Here is a 26,568-nt window from a genome sequence, read left to right on the forward strand (position 1 = left end):
GGACACGTGAGCTGTCCGCGGACCCGGTGAAACGCAGGTCCTTCCCAGGCCGACAGCTCGGCGCTGACAACCAGTCTACGCGAGCGGTTGTTCCCGGCCGATCACCACCGTCGGTCCCGCTACTTCTTCTTGGCCTTGTCCACCGCGTTCTGGTCGGTCGACAGCGCCGCCACGAAGGCCTCCTGCGGGACGTCGACGCGGCCGATCGTCTTCATCCGCTTCTTGCCCTCCTTCTGCTTCTCGAGCAGCTTGCGCTTGCGGGTGATGTCGCCGCCGTAGCACTTGGAGAGCACGTCCTTGCGGATCGCGCGGATCGTCTCGCGAGCGATGATCTTGGCGCCGATGGCGGCCTGGATGGGCACCTCGAACTGCTGGCGCGGGATGAGCTCGCGCAGCTTGGTGGCCATCGAGTTGCCGTACGCGTAGGCGGCGTCGCGGTGCACGATCGCCGAGAACGCGTCGACCGGCTCGCCCTGCAGCAGGATGTCGACCTTCACCAGGTCGGCGGCCTGCTCGCCGGCGGGCTCGTAGTTCAGCGACGCGTAGCCGCGGGTGCGCGACTTCAGGATGTCGAAGAAGTCAAAGATGATCTCGGCGAGCGGCATCGTGTAGCGCAGCTCGACGCGGCTGTCGGACAGGTAGTCCATGCCCTCGAGCTGGCCGCGCCGCGACTGGCAGAGCTCCATGATCGGGCCGACGAAGTCCGACGGCGAGAGCACCGAGACCTTGGTGATCGGCTCGTAGATCGTCGCGACCTTGCCCTCCGGCCAGTCCGCCGGATTGGTCACCTCGGCCTCGCTGCCGTCGTCGAGCGCGAGGCGGTAGACGGTGTTCGGCGCGGTGGAGATCAGCTCGAGGCCGTGCTCGCGCTCGAGGCGGTCACGCGTGATCTCCAGGTGCAGCAGGCCGAGGAAGCCGCAGCGGAACCCGAAGCCCAGGGCCGCGGACGTCTCGGGCTCGTAGGACAGGGCGGCGTCGTTGAGGCGCAGCCGGTCGAGCGCGTCGCGCAGCAGCGGGTAGTCGGTGCCGTCGATCGGATAGAGCCCGGAGTAGACCATCGGCTGCGGGTCGCGGTAGCCGCCGAGGGGTTCCTTGGCGCCCTTGCGCTCCCACGTGACGGTGTCGCCGACCCGGGACTGGCGGACGTCCTTCACGCCGGTCATGAGGTAGCCGACCTCGCCCACCCCGAGGCCCTGACAGGGCTTCTGGTCCGGCGAGATGATCCCGACCTCGAGCAGCTCGTGGACCGCGTTCGTGCTCATCATGCGGATGCGCTCGCGCGGGGTGATCCGCCCGTCGACGACGCGGATGTAGGTGACGACGCCGCGGTAGGTGTCGTAGACCGAGTCGAAGATCATCGCGCGGGCCGGGGCGTCGGCGTCGCCCACGGGCGCGGGGACGCGCTTGACCACCGAGTCGAGCACCGCGGGCACGCCGTCACCGGTCTTGGCGCTGATCCGCAGGATGCTGTCGGGGTCGCAGCCGATGAGGTGGGCGATCTCCGCGGCGTAGCGCTCGGGGTCGGCCGCGGGCAGGTCGATCTTGTTGAGGACCGGGATGATCTCGAGGTCGTTCTCCATGGCCAGGTAGAGGTTGGCCAGGGTCTGGGCCTCGATGCCCTGCGCGGCGTCGACCAGCAGGATCGCGCCCTCGCACGCGGCCAGCGAGCGGCTGACCTCGTAGGTGAAGTCGACGTGGCCCGGGGTGTCGATGAGGTGCAGCACGTGGTCGCGCATCTCGCCGTCGGGCCCGGCCGCGTACCAGGGCAGGCGCACGTTCTGCGCCTTGATCGTGATGCCCCGCTCGCGCTCGATGTCCATGCGGTCGAGGTACTGGGCGCGGTAGGCGCGGTCGCCCAGGACGCCGGTCATCTGCAGCATGCGGTCGGCCAGCGTCGACTTGCCGTGGTCGATGTGCGCGATGATGCAGAAGTTGCGGATGCGGTCCGGCGGCGTGAACGTCTCGTCGGCGTAGCCCTTCGTGCCCGGCCGTCCGGGGGTGCTCGCGGACTGCTGGGTGGTCTGGGTCAACGGGATCCTCATGCTCTCGCTCGGTCGGGCTCGTCCCCATCGTCCCACGACGGCCGGTCGGGGCCGGTCGCCGAGGCGGCGCCCGGTGGTTGGTAACCTGACGAACACTGCGTGGTGCGGTCGAGCGCCCCCGCGCGCTCCCGTGCACCGACTCCCGACAGATGAAGGTCCAGACACGCCGTGGCGAACATCAAGCAGCAGGTCAAGCGCATCCGCAAGAACGAGGAGGCGCGCCGCCGCAACAAGGCGGTGAAGTCCCGCATCAAGACGGCCATCCGCCGTTACCGCGAGGCCGTCGAGGCCGGTGACGCCGAGGTCGCGGGCGAGCGCCGCCGCGAGGCCGGGCGCCTCCTGGACAAGGCCGCCGGCAAGGGCATCATCCACAAGAACCAGGCGGCCAACAAGAAGTCGCGCATGGCCCACCGGGCCGAGCGCTTCTCGGTCGACAACAAGGCGGGCAAGACCCCGGCCTGATCGTTCTGCACGTCGAAGGCCCGTCCCCGGACTCCGGGGGCGGGCCTTCGTCGTGTCAGCGCCGGCTGCTCCCCCGCGCGGCGAGGACCTGCTCCACCGCGTGCTCGAGCGCGTAGGCCGGGTCGGCGGCGGCGCCCTTGACGTCGGCGTTGAGGTCGGCGACGACGCCCATCGCGTGCGTCAGGCCCTCGGCGCCCCACCCCCGGGCCTGCCCCTGGGCCTTGCGCACCTTCCACGGCGGCATCTTCAGCGCCGAGGCCATGGCGTACGGGTCGCCGCGGCCGGCGGCGCTGACGCGGGCGACGGTGCGCACCGCGTCGGCGAGGGCGTCGGCCACCAGCACGTGCGCCACCCCGGTCTGCAGCGCCCACCGCAGCGCCTCCAGCGCGCCCGGGCGGTCGCCGGTGATCGCCCGCTCGGCCACCGCGAAGCCCGTGACCTCGGCGCGTCCGCGGTGGAAGCGGCGCACGGCGTCGGCGTCGACCTGCCCGCCCGAGTCGGACGCCAGCTGCGACGCGGCGGCGGCGAGCTCGCGCAGGTCGGAGCCGACCGCGTCCATGAGCAGGCCCAGCGCGTCACCGGTGATCCGCCCGCCGGCCTGGCGCACCTCGGCGCGCACGAAGTCGGCCCGCTGGTCGTCGGACGGGCCCACGGCCGACGCCTCGGTGGCGCCCGCGGCGCGCAGCCCCTCGAGCAGGGCGTCGCCCTTGGCGCCCTTCGCGGACTTCGCCGGGCCCTTCCCCCGCCGCCCGCCGCTCCTGGGCGGGCCGCGGTGGACGACGACCAGCGTCACGCCGTCGCTCGGGGTCTTCGCGTAGTCGAGCAGCAGGGTCGTGACCTCCGCGCTCGCGTCGTGGGCGTTCTCGAGCACGACGACGCGCGACTCGGCGAACAGCGACGGGCTCACCAGCTCGCCCAGCACGCCGGGGGTGATCTCGCCGACCGGGAGGTGCGCCACCTCCACCGCGGGGTCGGCCGCGCGCGCCGCGGCGATCGCCCGCGCGACCGCGCGCTCGACCAGCAGCCCCTCGTCGCCGACGACGAGGTGCACCGACGCCGGGCTCTCGGGGCTCACCGCACCGATGGTGTCACGGGGGTCCGACGGGCCCGTCCCGGCCGGGCCAGGGCGGTGCCCGCGTGGGTGAGCAGCGTCTCGTCCCGGCCACGGCCGGTGGTCGCCCCCCGCGGGCTGACGTAGTGTGCTCGTCCGGACGTCCCCGGGCGTCCGCACAACTGAACACGGCTCATCCAGAGGGGTAGAGGGAACGGCCCGACGACACCCCGGCAACCGGCGTCATCTTCTGCGGACGATCACGGTGCCAATTCCGACCCGCGTTCGCGGGGAAGATGAGGAGGACATTCTCATGACGCTGACTGCCCAGACATCGACGGCCACGTCGTACGACCTCGGGCCCGCGTGTGCGCTCGCCTGCCGCGCCTGCGGCCACCGCATGGACCTGGCCGCCGAGTTCGCGTGCCCCCAGTGCTTCGGGCCCCTCGAGATCGCCTACGACTTCGGCCGCGTCACCCGCGAGGACATCGAGCGCGGCCCCCAGAGCATCTGGCGCTACAAGGGCCTGCTGCCGGTGCCGAGCACCGTCTCCGACCACCCCAACACCGACCCGGGCTGTACCCGCCTGCTGCGCGCCGACCGTCTCGGCGCCGCGCTCGGGATCAAGAACCTGTGGGTCAAGGACGACACCGGCAACCCCACCCACTCCTTCAAGGACCGGGTCGTCGCCGTCGCCCTCGCCGCGGCCCGCGAGCTGGGCTTCTCCGTGCTCGCCTGCCCGTCGACCGGCAACCTCGCCAACGCCACCGCGGCCGCTGCGGCCCGGGCCGGCTGGGACTCGGTCGTGCTGATCCCCGCCTCGCTCGAGCGCGCCAAGATCCTGATGACGGCGGTGTACGACACGAACCTGCTGGCCTGCGAGGGCACCTACGACGACGTCAACCGCCTGGCGACCGAGCTCGCGTTCGACCAGGAGGACTGGGCCTTCGTCAACGTCAACGTCCGCCCGTACTACGCGGAGGGGTCGAAGACCCTCGGCTACGAGGTCGCCGAGCAGCTCGGGTGGCGCATTCCCGCGCAGACGGTGATCCCGATCGCCTCGGGCTCGCAGCTGACGAAGGTCGACAAGGCCTACGGCGAGCTGGCCGCGCTGGGCCTGGTCGAGGACTCCCCCTACAAGGTCTTCGGCGCCCAGGCCGCCGGGTGCTCGCCGGTCTCGACGGCGTTCGCCGAGGGCACCGACGTCGTCCGCCCGCAGAAGCCGGACACCATCGCCCGGTCGCTGGCCATCGGCAACCCCGCCGACGGGCCCTACGTCCTCGACGCCGTGCGCCGCTGCGGCGGTGTGGTCACCGACGTGACCGACGACGAGATCCGCGACGGCATCCGCCTGCTCGCCCGCACCGAGGGCGTGTTCGCCGAGACCGCGGGCGGGGTGACCGTGGCCAACGCGAAGAAGATGGTCGAGTCCGGCGACCTCGACCCCGACGCCGACACCGTCCTGCTGATCACCGGCGACGGGCTGAAGACCCTGGACGCCATCGAGCACCAGGTGGGCCCGAAGGCGACGATCCCGGCCACGTCGAAGGCGGTGCGCGAGGCCCTCGGGCTGTAGTCGCGGGCCCGGTCCACGGACCGTGTCCTGAGGACACGGTCCTCACCGCCGCCTCGGGTCCGGCCGCGGGTCGCCGCGGGCGACGACGGACGGCCTCTCCCGCACGTCGGCCCCGGCCACCACCGCGAGGTCACCCGACTCGTCGGTGCGGCGCACCAGCGTCCCGCTGCGCTGGAGGAGGCCCACCACCTGCGGGTTCGGGTGCCCGTAGGTGTTGCCGCGCCCGACGCTGACCAGCGCGAGCGAGGACCGGGCCGCGGTGAGGAAGCCCGGCAGCGAGGACCGCGAGCCGTGGTGGGGCACCTTGAGGATCTCGGCGTGCAGGTCGGCGCCCGTGCCGAGCAGCGACGACTGCGACGCCAGCTCGGCGTCACCGGGCAGCAGCACCCGGCCCACCGGGGTGTGGGCGCGCAGCACCACCGAGGTGTCGTTCACCGCCGCGCCGTCCTCGCCGTCGACGTGGGCGGGGGTGCGCACCGGGCCGAGGACCTCGAGCACCAGCCCGGGCCAGCGCAGCACGGTGCCCCGCCCCAGGCCCACCAGCGGGGCCCGGGCCGCGCCGACCCTCCGCACGACCTGGGCCAGGGTGTCCGCCGGCTCCCGCGCCGGGCCCAGGGCCACGCCGCCCACCGTCCGGCCCGCCAGCGCCCCGGCGAGCCCGCCGACGTGGTCGGCGTGCAGGTGGGTGAGCACGACCAGCGCCAGCGACCGCACGCCCAGGCGCGCCAGGCACGCGTCGACCACCCCGGCCTCCGGCCCGACGTCGACGAGCACGGCGCGACCCGGCTCGCCCGTCGCCAGCACCAGCGCGTCGCCCTGCCCGACGTCGCACGCCACCACCGACCACCGCGCCGGCGGCCAGCCCAGGGGCGCGACCCGGGTCGGCACGAGCACCAGCAGCGCCCCCACCAGCACCGCGGCCACGACCGCCCGCAGCCGCCGCCAGCGCAGCGCGATGGCGACGAGCACCACGACCCCGGCCAGCACCAGCGCGCCGAGGACCCCGCCCGGCCACGCCAGCGTCGCGCCCGGGACCGCGGCGCAGCGCCGGGCCACCCACACCAGCCACGACACCCCGGGCCCGGCGAGCCACACCAGCGCGTGCGCCCCGCCGGTCCACCACGGCGCCACCGCGGCGGCGAGCACCCCGAGCACCGTCACCGGGGCCACGGCCGGCGCGGCGAGGAGGTTGGCGACCACCGCGACGAGGCTGACCTCGCCCGACAGCCCGGCGATCACCGGCGCGGTGACGACGTGCGCGGCCACCGGCACCGCGAGCGCCTCCGCGACCCCCGGCGGCACCCCGCGCGCCCGCATCCGCGTCACCAGCCCCGGGGCGAGCAGCACCAGGGCCCCGGTGGCCAGCACGGAGAGCGCGAACCCCGGATCGGTCGCCAGCCCCGGGTCGACGAGCAGCAGGACGACGACCGCCGCGGACAGCGCCGGCACCACCGAGCGCCGCCGCCCCACCGCCAGCGCGAGCACCGTGACCCCGCCCATCACCGCCGCGCGCAGGACGCTCGGCGACGGCCGGGCGAGCACCACGAACCCGACCAGCGCGAGCGCCGCCAGTACCGCCGCCGTGCGCGGGCCCGCCCGGGCCAGGCGCGCCAGCAGGAGCACCGCCCCACACACGATCGCCACGTTGGTGCCCGACAACGTGAAGCGTGAGGTAGGTTCCGGCGGGTGACGACGTCGGCGCCCCGCGCGCTGCTCTACGGCCGGGTGTCCGCGGCCAGCACCGACGGACGGTCGGTGGACTCCCAGCTCGACGAGGGCCGCAAGGTGGCCGCTCGCGAAGGCTGGACCATCGTCGGACAGCACCGCGACGACGGGATCAGCGCATCGCGGTACTCCCGTGGGAAGGCCCGTCCCGGCTGGCAGACCGTCATGGACGAGCTTGCCGGCGGACAGGTTGACGTCCTGGTGGTCTGGGAGATCAGCCGCGCCAGTCGTGACCGCACTGTCTGGGCCGCGCTCCTCGCCGCGTGCTCGGAACACCGAGTGCAGCTCGCCGTGGGGGGCAAGCTCCACGACCCCAACGACCCCGACGACGGCTTCATGCTCGACCTCACCGCCGCCCTGGCGGTCCGCGAGTCGGGCATGACGTCCAAGCGCACCCGACGGAATCTCGACGCGCGGGCACAGAGCGGCGACCCCCACGGCCGCATCCCCTACGGCTACGCCCGCGTCTACGAAGAACACTCCGGGCGCTCCGCTGGCCAGGTCGTCGACCCCGAGACCGCGCCGATCGTTCGGGAGATCGTGCGCCGGGTGCTGGCCGGCGAGGCGCTCTACTCGATCGCCCGCGACCTCAACCGCCGCAACGTGCCGTCGCCGCTGACCGTGACGAGGCTGCGGAACCGCCGCCCCACAATCGAGATGCCGTGGCGGCCCGAGCAGGTCGGCCGCGTGGCGACGTCGCCGACGAACGCCGGCCTGCGGGTGTGCCGCGGCAAGGTCGTCCCGGGCGTCGAGGCGCGGTGGGAGCCTCTGGTGTCGCGCGCTGACCACGCCAAGGTGCTCGAGGTGTTCGCCGACCCGGCGCGACGCTCGACCACCGGCGACTCCTCGCACCGTCACCTGCTCGTCGGCCTGGCCGTGTGCGGCGACTGCAGCGCACCAGTGCGCCGCATCAACAACCGCGGCGTGCCGTCCTACTCGTGCTCGCGAGGCTTCCACGTCGCCCGAGCCATGCACTTCGTCGACGAGTACGTGACCGAGATCGTGCTGTCTCGCCTCGAGCAACCAGACGTCGCGGACCTGTTCGCAGCCGAGGACGACAACCAGCGCACCGCGCAGCGTCAAGCGCGCGACGAGCTCGCGGAGCTCCGGGCGATACTCGACGGCTGGTACGCGGCCGCGGTCGACGGCACCGTGACGCCGGCGGGCCTCGCGCGCATCGAGAGCGGGCTACTCGCTCGGATCGACGACGCCGAGCGGCGGGCGCGGCCCCGGCCGTCCTCGCCGGTCATGAGGGACATGCTCACCGGCGATGTCCGGGAGCGATGGAAGGAAGCGACGCTGCCGGCGCGCCGCGAGGTGATCCGCGAACTCATGACGGTGACGATTCATCGGACGCGGCGTGGAGCTCGACATCTCGACCCGGAGTCCGTGGCGGTCGAGTGGAAGTAGCGCGACACCTGCTATCGTCTGTAGCACTCGCTAGCTGATGTGGACGGAAGCGCCAGGCGCGCTCTACCCGCAGATGTGAACAACGGGTGATCGAAGGGGCCAGGCGCCCCGAGCGCTTCAAGCGCGGCACCCAGTCAGGACCAGGCGTCCTCGACGAGTTGAGCGTGATCCGTAGGCCATTCGTGCCTTCCGGGTCGCCGTTCCTCGTGAGGCGACACGTCGGGCACCTGGGACCGCCAGCGAGGTCACACCGATGACGCCAGAGCAGCGTCGACAGCGAGCAAGGATCGCCGCCCGCGCACGTCACAGCCCCGACGACCCGGCCCTCGACACCGACCGCCGCGACCTACGCGCCTCGCGGCTCGAGGACCACATCCGAACCGTCGTAGCGCAAGCTCCGCCGCTGACCACCGATCAGCGGGCCCGGCTCGCAGTTCTACTGCGCCCCGAGCGGCTGGAGGCCAGTGGATGAGTCTCCAGGAACGGGAACGGGGCTCCGCCCGCCACGGCGAAGCCCCGGAACACCCCAACGAAACCCGCCAGCTCCCCAGCCAGCCGATCGCCACCGATTCTAGCGGCTGGGCCTGCCGGCCGGTGGATGTGCCCGCCCTCGCGTTTCGCCCCGCCGGCCGGCGCGGCGGATGGCTATGGCTCGTCAACTGTCCATTCTGTAGCGAAGGCGACGAACACGGTCGCGGAATCGTGTCCGTCCACGCCCACCGCGGCGAATCCGACGACGGCGGAGTGCGCCGGGCCGGTTGCGGCCGAGGCGAGTACCGCATGGTGCGCGTCGACCGGGGGTGGGCCGCATGACCCCCGACGCCGACCACCTCGCCCGCGTCCACGCGATCGTCGCGCCCCACATGACCGGCGGCCCGCTCCCAGCAGCGTTCACCCCAGCGTGGCTCGAGCTCGACGACGACGACCCACGCCGCCACACCGCGCTCGTCCGGTCCGCGTTCGCCCGATGGGCCGAGGACGCCGACCTCGGCGCGCCCGTCCCCCGGGTCCTCGTTGAGATCAGCCACGCCATCGCCGAGCACGGAGTCATCCCCGGCGTCCGCGCGTGGGGAGAGACACGGCAGAGCGGCGAGTTCCGTCGGATGCGGGCCGCGCGGGACTTCGAGCAGCGGAGCCGAGCCTCGTGACGGTGCTCGCCCACGGCCGTGACTACGTGGACCCCTTCGCCGCCGACGACGCCTCACGCACCTTCGAGCACGAGGTCACCGTCGAGCTGCAACGGCTCGAGGTGCGCGACGAAGCCCGCAGGCGGCACACCGCCCAGCGAGGGGACGAGCAGGAGGCCCCGGCGCCGGTGCTGCTCACCGACTTTCTCGCCCAGCCCAGCCGCGAGCAGCAGTGGCGAATCGACGGGCTCCTGCCCTCCGGCGCCAGGGCGCTGCTCGCCGCACCTTGGAAGGCTGGCAAGTCCACCTTGGTCGGCAACCTCGTGCGCTGCCTCGTCGACGGCGACCCGTTCCTCGACCGCTACACCGTCACGCCCACCGAGCGCCGCGTCGTCATCCTCGACGACGAGCTCGACCCCGACGCCCTCCGCCGATGGCTGCGCGAACAGAACATCGCCGGCACCGACCGCGTGGCCGTCGTCCCGCTACGCGGCAAGGTGGCCACCCTCGACCTGCTCGACCCCACCACCCGCGGCCAGTGGGCCGACACGCTCGCCGCCCTCGACCCCGGCGTGATCGTCCTCGACTGCTTACGGCCCGTCCTCGACGCGCTCGGACTCGACGAGAAGTCCGAGGCCGGCCGCTTCCTTGTCGCGTTCGACGAGCTCATCGACCGCGCCGGCGCCGACGAGGCCGTGGTCATTCACCACATGGGACACAGCGGCGAGCGCTCACGAGGCGACAGCCGGCTCCGGGACTGGCCCGACGTCGAGTGGCGCATCGTCCGCCAGGACGCCGACGACCCCGCTTCCCCGCGCTACTTCACCGCCTTCGGTCGCGACGTCGACCAGGCCGAGCAGCAACTCGCCTACGACCCCGACACCCGACACCTCTCCGTCAACGGCGGCAGCCGCCAGGACGCCGCCGGCGTCGCCGTCGTCCCCGCCCTCCTCGAGCTACTCGCCGACGAGCCTGGGCTCACCGGCCGCCAGATCGAGGAACGCCTGCGCGCCGCCGGCGAGGGCCAGAAAGCCATCCGGTCAGCCATCAAGGCCGCGCTGGCGGACGGGAGCATCGACACCGTCAAGGGTGCCCGTGGCGCCCGCTGCCACCACCTCCCCGACGGCAGTGCGTCAGTGCGTCCGACCGCGTCGCCAGTGCGTCGACACGGTGAGAGTGAGTGCGTCAGTGCGTCTATAGAGGACGCACTCACACGCTCAAACGCAGAGAACCCCAGTGCGTCGAGCGACGCGCTCGTCTGCGATCGCTGCGGAGCCGAGACGACCAGGCCGCCGGACGACAGCGGCCGCCGGCTCTGCCAACGCCACGCCTACCCCCTCGACGACGAGGAGGACGACCAGTGATCACCGTCCGCCTCCGGCACAACCTCGTCGCCATCTACGTCCTGCGGACCCCGCACTCCCAGCGGATCACCGCACGACTCCTCCGAGCCCAACGCGCCACACCCGACCCCGAGAGAAGGAACCCATGACCACACCCACCAAGGCCCGCTCCGCCGCCGGGCTCGCCCAGGACGCCATCGAAGGCGTCCCCGAGCTCCGCGCCGCCCTCGCCCGCATCAAGACCGTCACCACCGAGCACGTCAACGTCGACCGCGAGCGCCGCGCCCTCATCGCCGACGCCGCCGCCACGATGGCCGCCGGCAAGCCGTACCCCACCGACCTCGCCGACCGCTTCGCGGAGCTGCAGGCCAAGGCCACCGCCGCCCGCGAGGCCGGCAGGCTCCGGGACGAGGTCGAGAAGCGCCTCACGGCCATGCTGCGCGAGACCATCGAAGACGGCACCGACACCGCCCTCGACGTGCTACGCAATGCCCAGCACGAGGTCCTCGCCGAGGCAGCCGACCTCGACCGCGACCTCGGCCCCGTGCAGACCGCCGACGACGCCATCAAGGCCGGCCCCGACGCCGTGCAGGCATGGGCGCAGCTCGACGCTCTGCTCGAGCGCTACCTGTCGATCCGCCGCGAGCACGCCACCCTGCTCCGCCCGCACCTCGACGACGGGGAGTACGGCCTCCTCCTCCGCGAGCACGGCGAGATCAGAGACCGCGACCAGCTGTGGGTCGACCGTCAGCCGCCGTGGCCGCACAACGAGCTCCGGCCCGAGGAAGGCCCCACCCGCGACCGCCGCGGCTTTCGGTGGCTCGCCGCGCACCGCGATCGCGTGTGGCTCCCCGGCGCCGACGAACTCCGGGCCGCCCGCGAGGAAGCCGTCGACCGGCGGTCCACCGCCATCTACGAAGCCCCCACCGAGTACGTCGCCAACGAGACGAAGATCGGAGCCTGACCTCCCATGACCGACGACACCACCAGCACGGATCAGCAGCCGACCAGCACCAGCCCGGGCGGGGACACGAGCCCGACGCCACCGCGGCCGACGATGGCCGACGGGCGTGCGCTGTACGAGAAGCGCCACCCCCGCCGGCAGAGCGTCACCGGCACCGACGGCTGGGGCACCCAGCGGTGAGCGTGGCCCGAGGGCGTGCGCTCTACCAGCAGCAGCACCAGCGCCAGCAGCAGGACGAGGACAGCGTGCGCCACCTCGACGACGGCCAGCTCGAGTACCGCGCCGACCACGACCGCGACCTCAACACCCGACGGGCAGCGCGCCAGGAGCTCGAGCGGCGCCACGACCCGACCGGACGACAGGCCGAGGCCGACGCCACCGAACAGCGCTACCGCGTGCTGCGCGACCACATCGCAGCCGGCCACACCACCGCCCACGGCGAGCGCGGCTAGGCCGTGCCCATGAGCAGGACGTCAACGTCACCCCACCGCCCACTCCTTGGGGGCGGGAGCCGCGGGGAGCGATGGTCGGGAGCGCGTCAGGTCCGCGCACAGATCGACCAGCGTCCGAGCGGTACGCCGACCACCCGTCCTCAGCCACGGGTGGCCGGCGTGCCGCGCCACTTCTCGCACATGAGTTCGTGCAACATCGCGAAGAAACTATTGCAAGAAATCGCAGAAAGAAATGCAAACAAATTCGCAGAGAATATTCGGGCGTGCGGATCGTCGCGCGACCTGCGCGTGGCCCTGCGGGGCCGGCGGGGGCAGGGAGCCCCTCCCGACCCCGGCCCCGCGCCCGCTGGTCACTGCGGAATCCGATCCGCCTGACCTGAATCGCACCGAACACCAGGAGGTGAGCCCGTGGCCGGCACCGAGCAGCGCCACCCCGCGCCCAAGGGCCTGCACGCCAGCGGGCGCCGGCTGTGGCGCAGCATCGCCGATCAGTGGCAGCTCGACGAGCACGAGTCGGCGATCCTGCGGGAGGCCGCCCGCACCGTCGACCTGATCGACCAGCTGCACGAGCTGGCCCAGGCCGACGGGCTGGTCATCGTCGGTGGCCGCGGCGGGCAGGTGTCGCACCCGGCGCTGGCCGAGGCCCGACAGCAGCGCGTGGTCCTGGCCCGCCTGCTCGCGGTGCTGCGCGTGCCCACCGGCGACGAGGACGACCCCGCGGCAGGCCGCCGGCCCCAGCGCCGCGCCGGCGCCCGCGGCACCTACGGCATCCAGGGCGTGGCCCGGTGAGGCGCCGCGACGCTCGCGCTGGGGGTCCCGCTGCCCTGTTGGCGATGCCCGACGAGCTCCTCGTCCACGACTGGCGGGCGTGGCCGCCGGAACACGACCCGCCGGCGGGCTGGTCCTTCGGCGACCAGGAGTGGCTCCGCGTCGCCGGCTTCCCCTCGTGGCGCCGAGCTCGCCGCGCGTGGCTGCTCGAGCACGCTCCCGGCGTTTCCCACCGTGACGTGGTCGCTGAGCAGCGGCGCCGCTTCCCCATCGTCCACCCGGTCTAGTATTCTTGCTGCTCAGAGGCGGTGCGGAGCCAGGCGCTCTCACCTCTCGCGGTACCACGGATCACAGGGCCAGGCGCCTCGTCCCGTGTCGGCAACGACATGACGAGTGCGACGGCGAGGTGACCCTGTGGCTGGCCCTGGTGGGCGTCAGGTGGCGCAGGTCAGCGCGCGCGTAACGCCAGACACGAGCGGGTTCGCCCGCGAGCTCAAGCGCGAGCTGGACGCGTTCGAGCGCGGTGCCCGCGTCGATGTCGAGATCGGCGCGGACCTCAAGCAGCTCCAGGCCGAGCTCGCCGCCAGCCTGCGCCGCATCAGCCGCGAGGCCGTAGACGTCAACGTTGGCGCTGACACCGCCCGGGCCTCCGGCGAGACCGAGCGTTTCGTCAGGGCCACCGACGGCCGGCGCATCCGCTTCGACGTCGGCGCCGACACCAGCAAGGCACTCGCCGAGGCCCGCGCTGCGGCTGCCCGCATCAGCCGCCAGCGGGCCACGATCAAGGTCGACGTGGATCGTCGAGGCGTGGGCGGCGGCCTGGACGCCGTCACCACCACCTTCAAGGGCTTGTTCTCGGCGGGCTCACGGCTGCCGGGCCTGCTCGGGTCCATCGCGGGCGGCCTCGCCGGCGCGGCGGAGTCCGGCGGGAAGCTCGGCTCCGCTCTCGGCGAGACCGTAGGCACCATCGGCGGCTTCACCTCGATGCTCGGTAGAGCGGGTGGCCCGATCGGCGCGGTGATCGCCGTCATCGTGGGCGCGGCGACGGCGCTCGTCGGTATGGGCGCCCAGCTCGCCTCGATGCTCGTCGTGGCGGGCGCGGTCACCGCAGTCGTGGGCGCCCTCGGGGCTGCGGTCTCGGGGCTGCCGGCGCTGCTGTTCGGCGTCGCGGGCGCCGGCGCCGCCGTGGCCCTGGGCTTCGACGGGATCAAGAAGGCTGCCGAGGCCGCCAAGCCTGGCCTGGACAACCTCCGCCGCGCGGTCTCCGACACCTTCCAGCGCGAGCTCACGCCCGTGTTCCGCGACCTGGGCCAGCGCGTCCTTCCGCAGCTGACTACGGGCTTCCAGGGTGTCGCCATCTCGGTCTCGGGGATGATCCGCGAGCTGCTCGGGGTGTTCACCTCCGCCGAGGGCATCCGGCAGCTCAACGTGGTGTTGGGCAACACCCGCGTCTTCCTCGACACGCTGACGCCCGGCCTGAAGAGCCTGGTGTCCGGTCTCCTCGAGGCCGCTCAGACCACGGGCGCGTTCCGCATCCTCGGCGAGATCGTCGGGGGCGTCGCCGAGCGCATCGGCAACCTGTTCCGGAAGTTCTCCGAGGGCGGCGAGTCCTCCTTGATGACTCGGGCGCTTGAGCAGCTCCGCGACGTGACCTTCTCGGTCATCGGCGTCATCTCGACGCTGATCCTCAAGGCCACCGAGTTCTTCACCAACGCCGGGCCCGGCCTCAAGGAGTTCTTCGACTCGATCAACAACACCCTTCAGGAGATCGACTTCGGCAGCCTCGGGCAGTCGTTCGGCCGGTTCGCGGCGTCCGTTGGTCGGTTCATCGACAAGGTGCCGCCCCGGGTCTGGCAGATGATCGCCGACTCGGTCCGCGACCTCTCCCTGAAGTTCGAGGAGTTGTCCAACGACCCGGCCATGCAGCAGTTCTTCACGCTGCTGCTCACCATGATCCCGATGGTCATCGACGGGTTCACGCTGTTGCTCGGCGCGGTCCGCGCGGTGGTCAACTTCTTCAAGACAGCGTTCCTGACGATCGCGTCGACCGTGTACAGCGCCTGCGCCGGCATCCTCCGCGCGCTCGCTGCCGTGATCGACTTCATTCCCGGGGTGCCGGACTCGGTGGGCGAGTCCATGCGGAACACGGCGGCCGCGTTCGACGGGCTGTCCATGGCCATCGACAACGAGCTCGCACAGAGCACCGCCGCCCTGGCCGCCGGCGTGCCCGGGATGAAGGCCGCCGGTACCGCGGTCGGGTCGGGCGCTGTCGATGGCACCCGCGGTGGTCTTGTGCCGCTTCCGGGTGCCGCCGGGGACGCCGCCCGCCGGGGAGCCGCGGACATCACGGGGCAGCGTGGTGCGTGGGAGGCGGCCGGGCGCGGTGCGGGCGCTGGCGCGGCCGACGGAGTGAAGAACGGCGCCGCCCCGATCCCGCAGCACGCCGGCGATGCCGCCCGGCAGGGCCAGGCCTCGGTCGAGGGCACCCGTCCCGGTTGGTCGGCTGCCGGCTCGATGCTCATCGCGGGCATGGCGTCCGCCATCACCGGTGGCTTGTCCATGGTTGTCGCCGCGGCGGTCGCCGTCGCCACCGCCGCCATCAGAGCGGTCAAGGGCGCCCTCGGGATCAAGTCGCCGTCGAAGGTGTTCGACCGCGAGATTGGCCAGCAGGCGATCGCCGGCCTCGTCCAGGGACTCAACGCCGGCGCCGGCGACGTACGCGCGTCCATGCAGCTCCTCGCCCGTGACGTCATCCGCCAGGGCGACATCCTGGCCCGCGACGAGCGGTTCCTCCGGGTCGGGGAGTCCATCGGCGGGCAGATCGCCGCCGGCATCCAAGCCCCGGTGCGCGACTCCCTCTCCGGTCTCCGGCCTCCGTACGCGTCAGGCGCCGCGGTCTACGGGCGTGCTCGTGCTGCGGCTACCGCACCGGCGCCGACGCCCGTCCCGCAGCCCCAGTCCTCGAGCGCGAAGAACTTCGAGAACGGGCTCACGCCCGACGTGCTCCGCCGCGCGCTCGACGGCGCCAGCTTCCGCATCGAGGACGACGGCCGCAGCGGACTCGTGCGCATCGTCAACCGCCAGCAGCGGGCGCTCGCGCGGCGCTAGGCAGCGCTGTCGGACACCCACGGCACGATGAGGACTCATGGACGACCACGTTGGGATCGCAAGCCACATCGGCCGCGCGAAGGCGATCATCCAGGCTCGCGCTGACGGCGACATCGACCGCATGGTCGGGCTGATCGAGCCACTCGACCGCCTAGAGCTCGGGAAGCTCGTCGGCACGTATGCTCGCATGCTCGCCCGGGCCCGCAACCTCGGCGAGGTGTTCGCGGAGCTCGACGGTGCTGTCAGCGACAACCTCAACCGGGCGCTCGACGAGGACTAGTCCTAGCTGGGCTCTTCAGGGTGCCGCGGCGCGTCTGCAAGGCCCTCAGCGAAGGGGGGCTTGCCCGGCCCGAAGTCTCGCTCGACCTCCTCGTCAACGATGAGACCGACGGCGTCATCGAACACGCGGAGCACGAGGTCGTCGGCGATGCCCATGGTGTCGGTGATCATCCAAAGGCACCGCATCATCAGGTGCATGCCGATCTCGAGTTCGGATCGCGACAGAGACTCGAGGTGGTCGAGGCCGTCGCGGTTCTGCTTCGCCACGAAGTCTCGCGCGAACCGATGGACGAGCTCAGCTAACCGAGCCGGGTCGAGGTGGTCGAGGTCGGTGGGCTCTTCGTGCACAGACCGCACCGAACCACACCAGACGACACCGGACACCAGGAGACGACCACAGACGACAAGCCGCGCTAGGGTTCCCTAGGGAGGTTGCTCGGCCATCAGGGACGCGGGCAACGCGAGTCCGTAGGAGCGAGTCGTGAGCAGTGCCCAGCGGTTGAACCGCGCCATGCCGGTCAGCGAGCAGATCGCGGCCGACATCCGCGAGCGCATCGCCCGAGGCGAGTACCAGCCCGGCGACCTCATCCCGTCGGAGCGCGACATCACCGAGGAGTGGGGCGTCGCGAAGATGACCGCCTCCCGCGCCGTCGGCCGGCTCAAGTCCGCCGGCCTCGTCGAGCCCGTCCCCGGCAGGGGGCTCACCGTCCTCGGTCGCCGGGCCGCCGTGGGTCCCATGGACCAGCTCGCCCGCATGCACGAGACCGGCCGCATCCGCCTGCCCAACGAGGAGACCCACGTCCTCGAGACCGGCACGATGGACGCGCTCAAGGTCGCGCGCGAGATCGTGTCCGCGATCGGGCACACCGTGCAGTCGGGCTCGACGCTGTACCGCCGCCGGCTGATCTACCGCGACGGCCGCCCGCTGTGCCTCTGCACGAGCTGGTTTGCCGACACCGCCATGGGCCACCTCCCGCTCTGGCCCGAGGTTCGCAGGCAGCTGCTCAGCCGCGAGCTCATTCCCGGAGGCACCGCCAAGCTCGTCGCTGAGGCTGTGGCCGAGGACCCGTCCCGGGTCGACTACTGGGCGAGCGCCGAGGTCGCGTCGTCGATGGAAGCCGAGCACCTGCGCATCAGCCTGGGCGCCCCGGTGCTCAACGTGTTCGCGACCTCCCACGGCCAGGAGTGGCCTCTGGAGTGCGGTGTCTACACCTACGCCGCCGGCCAGCCGGTCGGCTTCCCGTCCGAGGAGTACCGCGTCTAGGACGATCGGGTGAAGTAGGGGAGAAGGTAGGGAGCTAGGGGGGAACGTAGGGAGCCCCGTGCTACTTTCCTCGTGCTGATAGGGACCCAACTAGGGAACCAGCACCGCACAGAGGAGACCCGCCATGCTCCGCACACTGCCCGTCGCCGCCGAGTCACTCGGCTTCGTGTCCGCCGGCCAGCCCGAGCCCCTGATGCGCTGGGACGACCAGGGCGGCCGCCGCGTCCTCACCGAGCACCAGGAGAAGGACGACGCCGGCGACTTCCTGTGGACCTGCTACCTCATGCCCACCCTCGCCGAGCGCCCCGAGGTGCTGCAGGTCCGCGTCTCGGCCCGCCAGCAGCCCGTGCTCACCCAGTTCGGCCCCGTCGCCGTCGACGGCCTCGAGGTCAACGTCCGTGTCGGCAAGGACGGCAAGCTCGCCCAGTACTGGCAGGCAGCCGCTGTCCGCGACGCCGCTGGCAAGCAGCAGCGCCACGACCAGCACAAGCCCGAGGGGCAGGCGGCGTGAGCGGCCCCACCGTCCTCGAGCCGATCACGCGTAACCCTCGCGCCGTCGTGCGAGACGTAACGGCCATGGACACCTCGGGCCTGTTCGGCCTCGTCGCCCTCGACTGCCCGCGCTGGTGCACGCAAGCCCCCGGCCACGCCGCGTTCATCGGCACCGAGTGGCGGGTCATCCACCTCGGCCGGACGTCCGACGGGCGCGAGATCGAACAGTTCGAGACCGCCCAGGCGGACGGGTCCCTCACCCGCGGCCCCGTCCGGGTCATCGAGATCGACGGACCCGATCCGGCCGCCTGACCCTGCCCCACCACCACCCGGGCCCGGCCGCGCTTCCCCTGCGGCCGGGCCCGCTGCACTCACAACCGCATACCGGCACCGAACCGCACCGAACCGCCCCGCCCTCCTGCCTGACGGCGCCCCCGCTCACGAACCGATCATCGGCTCGAGGGCGGGGCGTCGTCGTGTCAGGAGGACCCGACCCATGACCCTGTTCACCCCTCGCCGACGTCGTTCGGCCCAGTCCGAGCTGTGGGCTCAGCGCGAGCGCACCACCGGCTACCGACCGGCCTGGCGCGCCGTCTGCGAAGGCGTCGGGCTCGTCCACTCCGTCGACGTCGCCGCCGGCACCACCGTCATCGTGCCCAAGCTCGTCGACGTCAGCTCCGATCCCGAGCCCGTCCTCACTGTCGAGCTGCTGCCCGGCCAGCTCGCCGAGGACCTCGCCGCGCAGGCTCACCGCATCGCGCCGGCCATGGGCGCCGTGTGCGCCACCGTCGAGCCCTACGGCCTGCGCTGGGCCCGCGTACGGCTGTCGATGGCCGACCCGCTGGCCGACGCCTTCCACGCCCAGCTCGCCCCCGTCGCCGCCGCGGCGGCCCGGCTGATCCTGGGCCGTGCCGAGGACGGCGACACCATCGCCCACGCCCTCGCCGAGTCCGCGCACCTACTCGTGCAGGGTCAGAACGGGTCCGGCAAGAGCCGCTTCACCTACGGGCTGCTCGCCCAGTGTGCGCACGCCGCCGACGTCCTCGTGACCGGCTCCGACATCACCGGCCTGCTGCTCGGCGGCCCCTGGGACGGCACCCGACACCGCGACCACCAGGCCGCCGGCACCGCCGACCTCGACGCCCACGCCGCGGTGCTCGAGGAGCTCGTGGCCGAGATGGATCGTCGTCTCGCGAACATGCCCCGCGGCGTCGACAAGCTCGACCCCACCGCCGCCGTGCCGCTGCTGCTCGTCGTGCTCGAGGAGTTCCCCGGGCTGCTGCGCGCCGCCGGATCCCTGCCCAAGCCGGCCAAGGGCGAGCGGTCGGTCCTGGACCGCATCAAGTCCGCCACGCTGCGGCTGCTCTCCGAGGGCCGCAAGGTCGCCGTCCGGGTCCTGATGCTGGCCCAGCGTGCCGAGGCCGAGGCCACCGGCGGCGGCTACGCCCGCGAGCAGTTCGCGCTCGTTGTGTCGTTCCGCGTCCCGGCCGACTCGCTGGTGATGGGCCACGGCGACGACGCCCGCGAGCTCGGCGCCGCACACCGCACCGCCGCCCCCGGCATCGCCGTCGTCTCCGCGCCCGGCCGGCCGCTGTGTCGCATGCGGGCCCCGTGGTTCGGCGAGTACGTCGAGTACGTCGATGCGGTCGGGCCCGCCGCCGAGCTCGACCGCCCGACGCTGCGCCTGGTCGGCGACGATCCGAGCGAGGCCGCCTCGTGATGGCCGAGCCGCGACGTCCGGACCTCGCGGAGTACATCGCGGCCGTCGTCGCCACGGCTCCACCCCTCACGTCGGCGCAGCGCGACCGCCTGTCGGCCCTGTTGCGGTCATCGCAACACGCTGCGAGCCCCAGCCCCTCCTCCCCGGTCGCGTCGGCGGGCACCGCCTCGCACGGGTTGTCGGCCGGGGCAAGGCCCCACCCGACCCCGGAGCCCCCGCACGTGCCCGCCCAGCGCGACCGCAGGGCCTTGCCGCGGCCGGCGTTCCGTGCGACCCCTGAGGCGTTGTCGTGAGCGGGGAGGAGGGGCGCCCCTCACACCACCCCCCGGGAGCGAGGCCCCCCGCGGAGCGGCCGCCGGAGGCTCCCCTCGGTCCCCCTGGCTGCCCGGACGGCTGGCGTGTCACCAACGTGCCCGACGGCGTGTTCCGTGTCGTGCCCGAGGCTGCAGCGGCGCGCGGCGCGAGCGGGTCGGAGACAGGAGCGCGGCGCCGCGCGCGCGGCGCCGTAGGCGCCGCCGCGCCCCCGCCCACCGGCCCCCTTGGTAACTACGCAGACAGCCCTTCCACCGGCGCCCAGGAGACCGACCGGGACGACGAGACCGCCGCCCGCGTGCGCCGCGGCGAACGGTGGGCGTTGCTCGAGCGGGCCCGCCCTGTCACCTCCCTGTCGCGGCTGCGGAAGTGCCGGCGCACGACGATCACCGGCACAGGTGGCCCGACGCTGCGGGTGTCCGGCACTCGGGGCGCCGGCTACGCGGGCCTCGCCACTTGCGGCAGCGTGTGGGCGTGCCCGTGCTGCGCCGCGAAGATCGCTTCCGCCCGGGCCTCTGAGCTCGCGGACGTCATCGCCGCCGTGCACTGCGCCGGAGGGTCCGCCTACCTCGTCACGTACACGATGCGCCACCACCAGGGGCAGCGGCTCCGGGACCTGTGGGACGCCGTTTCTGCCGCCTGGGGCGCCGTGACCACCGGCCGCGCGTGGACGGCGGACCAGGCTGGCATGCTCGGCTGGGCGCGCGTCGTCGAGGTCACTTACTCGCCCCGCTCCGGGTGGCACGTCCACGTGCACGTTCTCTTCTGCTGGGACCACGACGTCGACGACCTTGCCGCGCAACGGGTCGCCTACCGCGGCTGGCGCCGCTGGGACGCCGCCCTCCGTAGACGCGACCTTGACTCCACCCCCGTCCACGGGGTCGACGCTCGCCGCGTACGCGTCGGCGCCGAGGGCCTCGGCGACTACTTCACCAAGGCCGCCCGCGAGGTCACCTCGTCCTACGCGAAGGAGTCCCGCGGTGGCCGATCCCCGCTCGCGATCCTCCGCGACGCCACGGAGACCTACCGCGTCGAGGACCTGGCGTTGCTGTGGGAGTGGGAGAAGGCCAGCCACGGCCGCCGGCAGCTCACCTGGTCGACCTCGGAGCGCATGGACCTGCGCCGCTTCGCCGGCCTCGCCCGTGAGCAGTCCGACGAGGAGATCGCCGCTGAGGACCAGGGCGGAGACGAGCTCATCGCCCTTCCCTCCGACACCTGGGACGCGCTCTGCTCGTCCGGGACTGCGCCTCTGCTGCTCGACATGGCAGAGGTCGGCGGGATGCCCGTCGTGACGGCGTGGCTGGACCTCGCGCAGCTCGACTGGTCGACTGCACGGGCGCACCAGCGACCGGACCATCCACCGCCGCGACTGCCGCGGCTCACCGTCGAGGCCCGCGCGGTGCTCAACCGCTACGCATGCCGTCTACCTACCTCACGGGCAACGTTGGTGCCCGAGACCGCGGTGAGGTGGGTGAGCCCGGCGGTGCGGAAGTCGTCGGCGAGGCCCGGGGCGACGCCGGAGGTGTCGCCGACGACGAGCCCCGGCAGCAGGCCCGCCGGGTCCTCGGCGAGCACGGACCGGGCGGCGTCGCGCAGGCCGCCCCGCAGGTCGCCGGCGACGCGCTGGGACAGCGGCACCGGGCCCACCGCGGCGGGCGGTCCGCGGACCTGGAGCACGGCGACGGTGAGGTCGGCGCGGTCGGGCGGGGCGAGCCGACCCCGCGCGCCGACCACCTGGCCGGGCACCAGGGCCGCCCAGTGCTCCGCCGGCGCCATCAGCACCACGCGCCCACCGGCCCGCCAGGCGGGGGCGGCGCCGACCTGCCCGCCCACGAGCTCGCCCCGGACCACCACGCGACCGGGACCCGGGACCGTCGAGCGCACCGGGCGCGGGTCTGCGGTGATCACCACGTCGAGCCGCGCCCACACCCCGTTGCCGGTCGCGGGCCGCAGCGGGTGGCTGGCCACGGCGTGGGCCGCGAGGCCCGCGACCAGGCCCACGGCCGCCGCGCAGCCGCCTGCCGCGACCACCGCCGCGCGCAGCCCCGGCCGCGTCCCGGCGCGCCGGGTGGCGACCACCGCGGCGGTACCCGCGACCGCGACCAGCACCGCGGCGGCGCCCCAGCCCGCCGTGAGCGCGGCGATCGCCACGCCCCAGGAGGCCAGCGCGGCGGGGACCAGCCGCAGGTCCGGCGGCGGTGGTCCTTCCGTCGAGAGGACCGGGGCGCTCACACCGTGACCAGGTCGCGCAGGGTCGCGAAGCGGGCCTCGCCGATGCCGCTGACCTCCTGCAGCTGATCGACCGTGCCGAAGCGACCGTTCTGGGCGCGCCACTCGAGGATCCGCTGCGCGGTCACCGGGCCCACCCCCGGGAGCTGGTCGAGCTGCTCGAGCGTCGCGGTGTTGAGGTCGACCCGCCCGCCGGGCGCGCCGCCCGCTCTCCCACCGCCCGCCGCCGGGGTCGCGCCCGCTCCCCCGCCCGCGCCCCCGCCCGGTGGCGTCACCGGCGTCGGCACCCCGACGACCACCTGTTCGCCATCGGCGATCCGGGCGGCGAGGTTGAGCCCGGTGAGGTCCGCGTCGGGCGTCGCCCCACCGGCCGCGTCGATCGCCTCGCCGACCCGGCTGCCGGGCGCGAGGCGCACGAGACCCGGCCGGTGCACCCGCCCGGACACCGAGACGACGATCGGCCCGGCGTCGGCGGGCGGCGTCACGGGCTGGACCCCCGGCAGGCTGGGCGCCGCGGGGGCGCCGGCCACCAGCGGCAGCGCCGGCACGGGCTCGGGCACCGGGCGGTCGGCCCACACCCCGACGGCCGCGACGATCGCCGCGACGGCGGCGACCGCCGCCAGCGCGAGCGCCCCGGTGCGCCCCGGGTCCCACCGCGCGCCCGCCCACGACGCGGGCACCCACCGCTGCGCCCACCGGCGCACCCGGGTGCCGTGCTCGGGCGGGTCCCACGCGCTGCCGCCCCGCCGCGCGCCCGGACCGGGCCCGTCGTCGTCCTCGTCGTCGTCCCACCACGACCGGTCCCGGGCAGGCTCGGCACGGTCCCGCTCCGGTGCGCGCGGCGGCAGGCGCAGCCGCGCCGCCGGGGTGCCGGGCGGTGCGTCCGGCCAGCCGACGCGCGCGCCGTCGTCCGGCGGGTCCGGGTCCAGGTCGACCGACTCCGGCCCGCCCCACCCGGCGTCGGGCGCCGGGTCAGGGTCTCGCCGCGCCCCGCCCAGGGACCGGAGGCGGGCGCGGGCACCGTCGTCGACGGGCGAGGCAGCGCGGAGCATGCCCGGGACGCTAGGAACGCCCGGGCCCGCCACGTCAGCGCCGACGTCGGCCCTGGGGACAACCGGGTGGGGTGGGGACAGCCGCCGGCGACGCCCGCGACGCGGAGACCCCGAGCGGCCCAAGGACGGCGCCCGGTCAGCAGCAGCGCTGCCTCAGCCCACCCCGGGGCACCGCCGGCCCAGCACGTCGGCGACCGTTCGGCCCACCGCCTCGCCCACGGCCGCGTGCCCCGCCCAGCCCCAGTGGATGCCGTCGGGGTTGCCGTGGCCGCCCAGCACGTGCTCGGCGACGAGCGGGGTGGGGTCGACGAGCACCACGTCGTGCGCGCCCGCCCACGCCGTCATGGCCGCGACGTGGCGCTCACGCCCGGCGTGCACGCCGCCGTAGAAGGGCGCGCGGTGCACGGCGGGCAGCATCCCCACCACCGGCAGCCCCGGGATCAGCGTCGTCACCGCCACCCGCAGCCGCTCGAGGTGGCGCACCGTCTCGCCCGGCGACAGGGCCACCGGTCCCGCGGCGCCGAGCACGTGCGCGGCCCGCGGCGTCAGCCACGCGTGGCTGACGCGCAGCGCACGCCGCAGCGCCGTCGGGCGCACCGCCGGGATCAGCTCGCGCAGGGCCGTCGGCACGGGCGAGGGCAGCGTGTCCATCCCGCCGACGCCGAGCACCACCGCGTCGGCGTGGCGCAGCGAGGCCCAGATCCGCGGGTCGCCGACCATCGCGCGCCACGCGTGGCGCGCGGTCCACCCCAGGCCCGCGTGCAGCTCGGCGCGCCCGCCGACCGCGCGGGCGGCCACGTGCGGCCACAGGCGCGGCTCGTCGGCCGGCTCGGCGCGGTCCGGCCCGTGGAACGCCAGGGAGTCGGCGAGGACGACGAGGACCGGGCCGGGGCTCACGCCCCGAGACCCCAGGCGCGCATCCGCCACCGGTCGACGCGGTGGTCGAGGACCGCCCAGCCGCAGTTGGCCAGCGGCTGCAGCGACGGCCAGGCGGCGGTGGGCCAGCCCAGCGCCGACGCGGTCAGCGCGATGATCGTGCCGCCGTGCGCGACCAGCATCGCGGTCTGCGGCTCGTCGGTGCCCGCCAGCTCGGCGGCCAGCTCGTCGAGCACCGGGACCGCGCGCCGGGCGACGTCGACGCGGGATTCGCCGTCGGGCGGCGCCCACGTCGGGTCGGTGCGCCACGCCTCCAGCCCGCCGGGCCAGCCGGCCTCGACCTCCTCGCCGGTCAGGCCCTCCCACTCGCCCACCGACGTCTCGCGCAGCCGCGGGTCCGGGCGCGGGACGAGCGCGGCCTCCTTGGCCACGGCCTCCGCGGTGCGCCACGCCCGCACCTGGTCCGACGCGACGAGCACCGCGGGCTCGTAGGCGGCGAGCAGCGGGGCAGCGGCGAGGGCCTGGGCGCGACCGGTGTCGTCCAGGTCGGGGTCGAGCCGCCCCTGCATCCGGCTCTCGGCGTTCCAGGTCGTCCGTCCGTGGCGTGCCAGGACGAGGCGCTGCAGGCTCACTCCCCGGCGGCGCTTCCGTCACGGTCGGCCGGGGGCCCGTAGACCTCGTCGGGCAGCGGCACCGACGGACAGTCCTTCCAGAGGCGCTCGAGCCCGTAGTACTCGCGCTCCTCGGTGTGCAGGACGTGGACGACGATGTCGGCGAAGTCCAGCAGCACCCAGCGCGACTCCTGGGTGCCCTCGCGGCGCACCGGCTTGGCGTCGAGCTCGCGGAGCTTCTCCTCGACGCTGTCGACGACGGCCTGCACCTGGCGCTCGTTGGGCGCCGAGGCGATGACGAAGCAGTCGGTGAGCGGGAGCCGCTCGGACACGTCGATCGCGACGACGTCGCGGGCGAGCTTGTCGGCGGCGGCGAGCGCCGCGGTCTCGGCGAGACGGCGGGCGCGATCGGTGACGGCCACGAAACCTCGAGGGTCGGGGATGGGAGCGAGCCGATCCTACGCGACGCCCACGACGCGGCGGCGGGCTCGCGGCGGCCCTACCCTGGAGCGATGCCGGACTTCGGGGACGGGCTGGCCCAGGACGCCGACCTGCTGGCCGCCGCCGAGAACGCCGTCGCCCAGGCCACCGCCCCGCTCGGCGGGCGACGGCCCGACCTGCTCGCCGTGTTCGTCTGCCACCCCGACCCCGACGAGGTCGGCCGCGCGGGCGCCCGGGCGATGGAGGTGGCGGGCGCGCGGGTCGCCGTCGGCTGCAGCGCGGGCGGCGTGATCGGCGACGGGCGCGGCGTCGAGGCGCGCCCCGCCGTCGCGGTGTGGGCGGCGGCACTGCCCGACGCGACCCTGACCCCGTTCCGCCTCGACGCGACGCGCACCGAGACCGGCATGGTCGTGGGCGGCATGCCGCACCGCAGCGACGACGACGCGGTCGCCCTCCTGCTCGCCGACCCCTACACCTTCCCCATCCAGGGCTTCGTCGAACAGTCCGGGGACGTGCTGCGCGGCCTGCCCCTCGTCGGTGGCCTCGCCTCCGGACCCGGCGGGCCCGGGGCGGCACGGCTGTTCCTCGACGGCGTCGTGCACGAGCGCGGGGTCGTCGGCGTGACCATCGGCGGCGATGTCCGGGTGCGCACCCTGGTCAGCCAGGGCTGCCGTCCCGTCGGCCCGACGATGACGGTCACCGCCGCCGAGGGCCCGCACCTCCAGGGCCTCGCCGGGGTGCCGGCCTACCGCAAGCTCGAGCAGATCCTGCGCGAGCTCGACGAGACCGAGCAGCAGATGGTGGCGCAGGGCCTGCACCTCGGCGTCGCCATGGACGAGTACGCCGACGACCACCGTCAGGGCGACTTCCTCATCCGCGGCGTCGTCGGCGCCGACCCCGAGGAGGGCACGATCACGGTCGGCGACGTGGTCGAGGTGGGACGCACCGTGCGGTTCCAGGTGCGCGACGCCGCCAGCGCCGACGCCGACCTCGACTGGCTGATGACGCGCTTCCGCGGCGGCGGCGGGACGGCCGGCGCGCTGCTGTTCTCCTGCAACGGGCGCGGCCGGTCCATGTTCCCCGACGCCGACCACGACGTGGTGGCACTGCAGCGGGGCCTCGCGCCGCAGGGCGTGGCCGGGTTCTTCGCCGCCGGCGAGATCGGCCCCGTCGCCGCGCGCAACCACCTGCACGCCTTCACGGCCTCGGTGCTCGCGTTCGGGGAGGACGAGGCGGGGGGCTGACCCCCGGCCACGACCCGTTC

Annotated in this window: 26 protein-coding genes, 1 pseudogene and 1 riboswitch; of the genes and pseudogenes, 18 read left to right on the plus strand and 9 right to left on the minus strand. The window is 74.0% G+C overall.

The features are described 5' to 3' along the window. Positions 1–119: 119 nt before the first annotated feature. A complete protein-coding gene (gene lepA, locus ACQPX6_RS21340) occupies positions 120–2,042 on the minus strand; it encodes a translation elongation factor 4 (protein WP_433782424.1) in 1,923 nt (640 codons plus the stop codon). A 168-nt stretch (positions 2,043–2,210) separates the two neighbouring features. On the opposite strand from lepA, the gene rpsT reads away from it, so the two are divergent. Next, the gene (gene rpsT / locus ACQPX6_RS21345; RefSeq protein WP_433782425.1) at positions 2,211–2,504 is read left to right on the plus strand and encodes a 30S ribosomal protein S20; all 294 of its coding nucleotides are present in this window, start codon (positions 2,211–2,213) and stop codon (positions 2,502–2,504) included. Between the two features lie 55 nt (positions 2,505–2,559). Here rpsT and holA read toward each other — a convergent pair whose 3' ends face one another. Continuing rightward, a complete protein-coding gene (gene holA / locus ACQPX6_RS21350) occupies positions 2,560–3,579 on the minus strand; it encodes a DNA polymerase III subunit delta (protein ID WP_433782426.1) in 1,020 nt (339 codons plus the stop codon). Positions 3,580–3,745: 166 nt separating this feature from the next. Beyond that, positions 3,746–3,858: riboswitch (SAM riboswitch) on the plus strand. A gap of 10 nt (positions 3,859–3,868) precedes the next feature. On the opposite strand from holA, the gene thrC reads away from it, so the two are divergent. Continuing rightward, positions 3,869–5,131 (plus strand): threonine synthase, encoded by a 1,263-nt coding sequence (gene thrC, locus ACQPX6_RS21355; protein WP_433782427.1) that lies wholly within the window; start codon positions 3,869–3,871, stop codon positions 5,129–5,131. 42 nt (positions 5,132–5,173) lie between these two features. Here thrC and ACQPX6_RS21360 read toward each other — a convergent pair whose 3' ends face one another. Continuing rightward, positions 5,174–6,790 (minus strand): ComEC/Rec2 family competence protein, encoded by a 1,617-nt coding sequence (locus ACQPX6_RS21360; protein ID WP_433782428.1) that lies wholly within the window; start codon positions 6,788–6,790, stop codon positions 5,174–5,176. A 27-nt stretch (positions 6,791–6,817) separates the two neighbouring features. On the opposite strand from ACQPX6_RS21360, the gene ACQPX6_RS21365 reads away from it, so the two are divergent. From ACQPX6_RS21365 to ACQPX6_RS21410, 10 genes are all read left to right on the plus strand, one after another. Continuing rightward, on the plus strand, positions 6,818–8,266 hold the full coding sequence (locus ACQPX6_RS21365; protein ID WP_433782429.1) for a recombinase family protein: 1,449 nt from the start codon (positions 6,818–6,820) through the stop codon (positions 8,264–8,266). Between the two features lie 809 nt (positions 8,267–9,075). Further along, positions 9,076–9,414, plus strand: coding sequence for a DUF2742 domain-containing protein (locus ACQPX6_RS21370; protein WP_433782430.1), 339 nt, complete (start codon positions 9,076–9,078; stop codon positions 9,412–9,414). Next, positions 9,411–10,757 carry an AAA family ATPase gene (locus ACQPX6_RS21375; RefSeq protein ID WP_433782431.1) on the plus strand — a complete coding sequence of 449 codons (1,347 nt, stop codon included), beginning with the start codon at positions 9,411–9,413 and terminating at the stop codon, positions 10,755–10,757. The genes ACQPX6_RS21370 and ACQPX6_RS21375 overlap by 4 nt, the downstream gene beginning before the upstream one ends. A gap of 124 nt (positions 10,758–10,881) precedes the next feature. Continuing rightward, positions 10,882–11,700: a hypothetical protein gene (locus ACQPX6_RS21380; protein WP_433782432.1), complete on the plus strand. Its 819-nt coding sequence runs from the start codon at positions 10,882–10,884 to the stop codon at positions 11,698–11,700. A gap of 6 nt (positions 11,701–11,706) precedes the next feature. Further along, positions 11,707–11,880: a hypothetical protein gene (locus ACQPX6_RS21385; protein ID WP_433782433.1), complete on the plus strand. Its 174-nt coding sequence runs from the start codon at positions 11,707–11,709 to the stop codon at positions 11,878–11,880. Then, entirely contained in the window at positions 11,877–12,152 is a 276-nt protein-coding gene (locus ACQPX6_RS21390) for a hypothetical protein (RefSeq protein ID WP_433782434.1), read from the plus strand. The genes ACQPX6_RS21385 and ACQPX6_RS21390 overlap by 4 nt, the downstream gene beginning before the upstream one ends. 408 nt (positions 12,153–12,560) lie before the next feature. Further along, positions 12,561–12,941, plus strand: coding sequence for a hypothetical protein (locus ACQPX6_RS21395; protein WP_433782435.1), 381 nt, complete (start codon positions 12,561–12,563; stop codon positions 12,939–12,941). Positions 12,942–12,985: 44 nt separating this feature from the next. Beyond that, entirely contained in the window at positions 12,986–13,207 is a 222-nt protein-coding gene (locus ACQPX6_RS21400; RefSeq protein ID WP_433782436.1) for a hypothetical protein, read from the plus strand. Positions 13,208–13,334: 127 nt separating this feature from the next. Then, positions 13,335–16,028 carry a hypothetical protein gene (locus ACQPX6_RS21405; RefSeq protein ID WP_433782437.1) on the plus strand — a complete coding sequence of 898 codons (2,694 nt, stop codon included), beginning with the start codon at positions 13,335–13,337 and terminating at the stop codon, positions 16,026–16,028. Between the two features lie 37 nt (positions 16,029–16,065). Further along, on the plus strand, positions 16,066–16,308 hold the full coding sequence (locus ACQPX6_RS21410; protein WP_433782438.1) for a hypothetical protein: 243 nt from the start codon (positions 16,066–16,068) through the stop codon (positions 16,306–16,308). A gap of 2 nt (positions 16,309–16,310) precedes the next feature. Here the strand turns inward: ACQPX6_RS21410 and ACQPX6_RS21415 are convergent, their stop codons facing one another. Next, a complete protein-coding gene (locus tag ACQPX6_RS21415) occupies positions 16,311–16,655 on the minus strand; it encodes a hypothetical protein (RefSeq protein WP_433782439.1) in 345 nt (114 codons plus the stop codon). 133 nt (positions 16,656–16,788) lie between these two features. Between ACQPX6_RS21415 and ACQPX6_RS21420 the strand changes: the two genes are divergently transcribed. The 5 genes and pseudogenes from ACQPX6_RS21420 to ACQPX6_RS21440 form a co-directional block, all read left to right on the plus strand. Next, positions 16,789–17,571, plus strand: coding sequence for a GntR family transcriptional regulator (locus ACQPX6_RS21420; protein ID WP_433782440.1), 783 nt, complete (start codon positions 16,789–16,791; stop codon positions 17,569–17,571). A gap of 124 nt (positions 17,572–17,695) precedes the next feature. Then, positions 17,696–18,082 (plus strand): hypothetical protein, encoded by a 387-nt coding sequence (locus tag ACQPX6_RS21425; protein WP_433782441.1) that lies wholly within the window; start codon positions 17,696–17,698, stop codon positions 18,080–18,082. Continuing rightward, complete coding sequence (locus ACQPX6_RS21430) at positions 18,079–18,375, plus strand: hypothetical protein (protein WP_433782442.1); 297 nt, start codon at positions 18,079–18,081, stop codon at positions 18,373–18,375. The genes ACQPX6_RS21425 and ACQPX6_RS21430 overlap by 4 nt, the downstream gene beginning before the upstream one ends. 184 nt (positions 18,376–18,559) lie before the next feature. Continuing rightward, positions 18,560–19,783, plus strand: coding sequence for an FtsK/SpoIIIE domain-containing protein (locus ACQPX6_RS21435; protein ID WP_433782443.1), 1,224 nt, complete (start codon positions 18,560–18,562; stop codon positions 19,781–19,783). 778 nt (positions 19,784–20,561) lie between these two features. Beyond that, a pseudogene (locus tag ACQPX6_RS21440) lies at positions 20,562–21,185 on the plus strand (protein rep); the annotation flags it as partial. A 320-nt stretch (positions 21,186–21,505) separates the two neighbouring features. Here the strand turns inward: ACQPX6_RS21440 and ACQPX6_RS21445 are convergent. The 5 genes from ACQPX6_RS21445 to rsfS all read right to left on the minus strand — a co-directional run bounded on the left by ACQPX6_RS21445 (position 21,506) and on the right by rsfS (position 25,285). Next, positions 21,506–22,327, minus strand: a complete 822-nt coding sequence (locus ACQPX6_RS21445; RefSeq protein ID WP_433782444.1) for a ComEC/Rec2 family competence protein — start codon at positions 22,325–22,327, stop codon at positions 21,506–21,508. Further along, a complete protein-coding gene (locus ACQPX6_RS21450) occupies positions 22,324–23,376 on the minus strand; it encodes a helix-hairpin-helix domain-containing protein (RefSeq protein WP_433782445.1) in 1,053 nt (350 codons plus the stop codon). The genes ACQPX6_RS21445 and ACQPX6_RS21450 overlap by 4 nt, the downstream gene beginning before the upstream one ends. Positions 23,377–23,529: 153 nt before the next feature. Then, the gene (gene octT / locus ACQPX6_RS21455) at positions 23,530–24,273 is read right to left on the minus strand and encodes a diglucosylglycerate octanoyltransferase (RefSeq protein ID WP_433782446.1); all 744 of its coding nucleotides are present in this window, start codon (positions 24,271–24,273) and stop codon (positions 23,530–23,532) included. Continuing rightward, positions 24,270–24,884, minus strand: coding sequence for a histidine phosphatase family protein (locus ACQPX6_RS21460; protein ID WP_433782447.1), 615 nt, complete (start codon positions 24,882–24,884; stop codon positions 24,270–24,272). Before ACQPX6_RS21460 ends, octT begins: the two co-directional genes overlap by 4 nt. Further along, a complete protein-coding gene (gene rsfS / locus ACQPX6_RS21465; protein ID WP_433782448.1) occupies positions 24,881–25,285 on the minus strand; it encodes a ribosome silencing factor in 405 nt (134 codons plus the stop codon). Before rsfS ends, ACQPX6_RS21460 begins: the two co-directional genes overlap by 4 nt. Before the next feature lie 90 nt (positions 25,286–25,375). Between rsfS and ACQPX6_RS21470 the strand changes: the two genes are divergently transcribed. Further along, entirely contained in the window at positions 25,376–26,548 is a 1,173-nt protein-coding gene (locus tag ACQPX6_RS21470; RefSeq protein WP_433782449.1) for an FIST signal transduction protein, read from the plus strand. The last annotated feature ends 20 nt before the right edge of the window (positions 26,549–26,568 follow it).

The organism is Actinomycetospora sp. CA-101289, from assembly GCF_050955895.1.
Taxonomy (GTDB): Bacteria; Actinomycetota; Actinomycetes; order Mycobacteriales; family Pseudonocardiaceae; genus Actinomycetospora.

Excerpts from the sequence above, each read along its gene's own strand:
- ACQPX6_RS21470 (WP_433782449.1), top strand. The coding sequence starts at position 25,376 with ATGCCGGACTTCGGGGACGGGCTGGCCCAGGACGCCGACCTGCTGGCC.
- ACQPX6_RS21400 (WP_433782436.1), top strand. The coding sequence starts at position 12,986 with ATGCCCGACGAGCTCCTCGTCCACGACTGGCGGGCGTGGCCGCCGGAA.
- ACQPX6_RS21385 (WP_433782433.1), top strand. The coding sequence starts at position 11,707 with ATGACCGACGACACCACCAGCACGGATCAGCAGCCGACCAGCACCAGC.
- thrC (WP_433782427.1), top strand. The coding sequence starts at position 3,869 with ATGACGCTGACTGCCCAGACATCGACGGCCACGTCGTACGACCTCGGG.
- ACQPX6_RS21450 (WP_433782445.1), bottom strand. The coding sequence starts at position 23,376 with ATGCTCCGCGCTGCCTCGCCCGTCGACGACGGTGCCCGCGCCCGCCTC.
- ACQPX6_RS21425 (WP_433782441.1), top strand. The coding sequence starts at position 17,696 with ATGCTCCGCACACTGCCCGTCGCCGCCGAGTCACTCGGCTTCGTGTCC.
- lepA (WP_433782424.1), bottom strand. The coding sequence starts at position 2,042 with ATGAGGATCCCGTTGACCCAGACCACCCAGCAGTCCGCGAGCACCCCC.
- ACQPX6_RS21435 (WP_433782443.1), top strand. The coding sequence starts at position 18,560 with ATGACCCTGTTCACCCCTCGCCGACGTCGTTCGGCCCAGTCCGAGCTG.
- ACQPX6_RS21370 (WP_433782430.1), top strand. The coding sequence starts at position 9,076 with ATGACCCCCGACGCCGACCACCTCGCCCGCGTCCACGCGATCGTCGCG.
- ACQPX6_RS21380 (WP_433782432.1), top strand. The coding sequence starts at position 10,882 with ATGACCACACCCACCAAGGCCCGCTCCGCCGCCGGGCTCGCCCAGGAC.
- ACQPX6_RS21410 (WP_433782438.1), top strand. The coding sequence starts at position 16,066 with ATGGACGACCACGTTGGGATCGCAAGCCACATCGGCCGCGCGAAGGCG.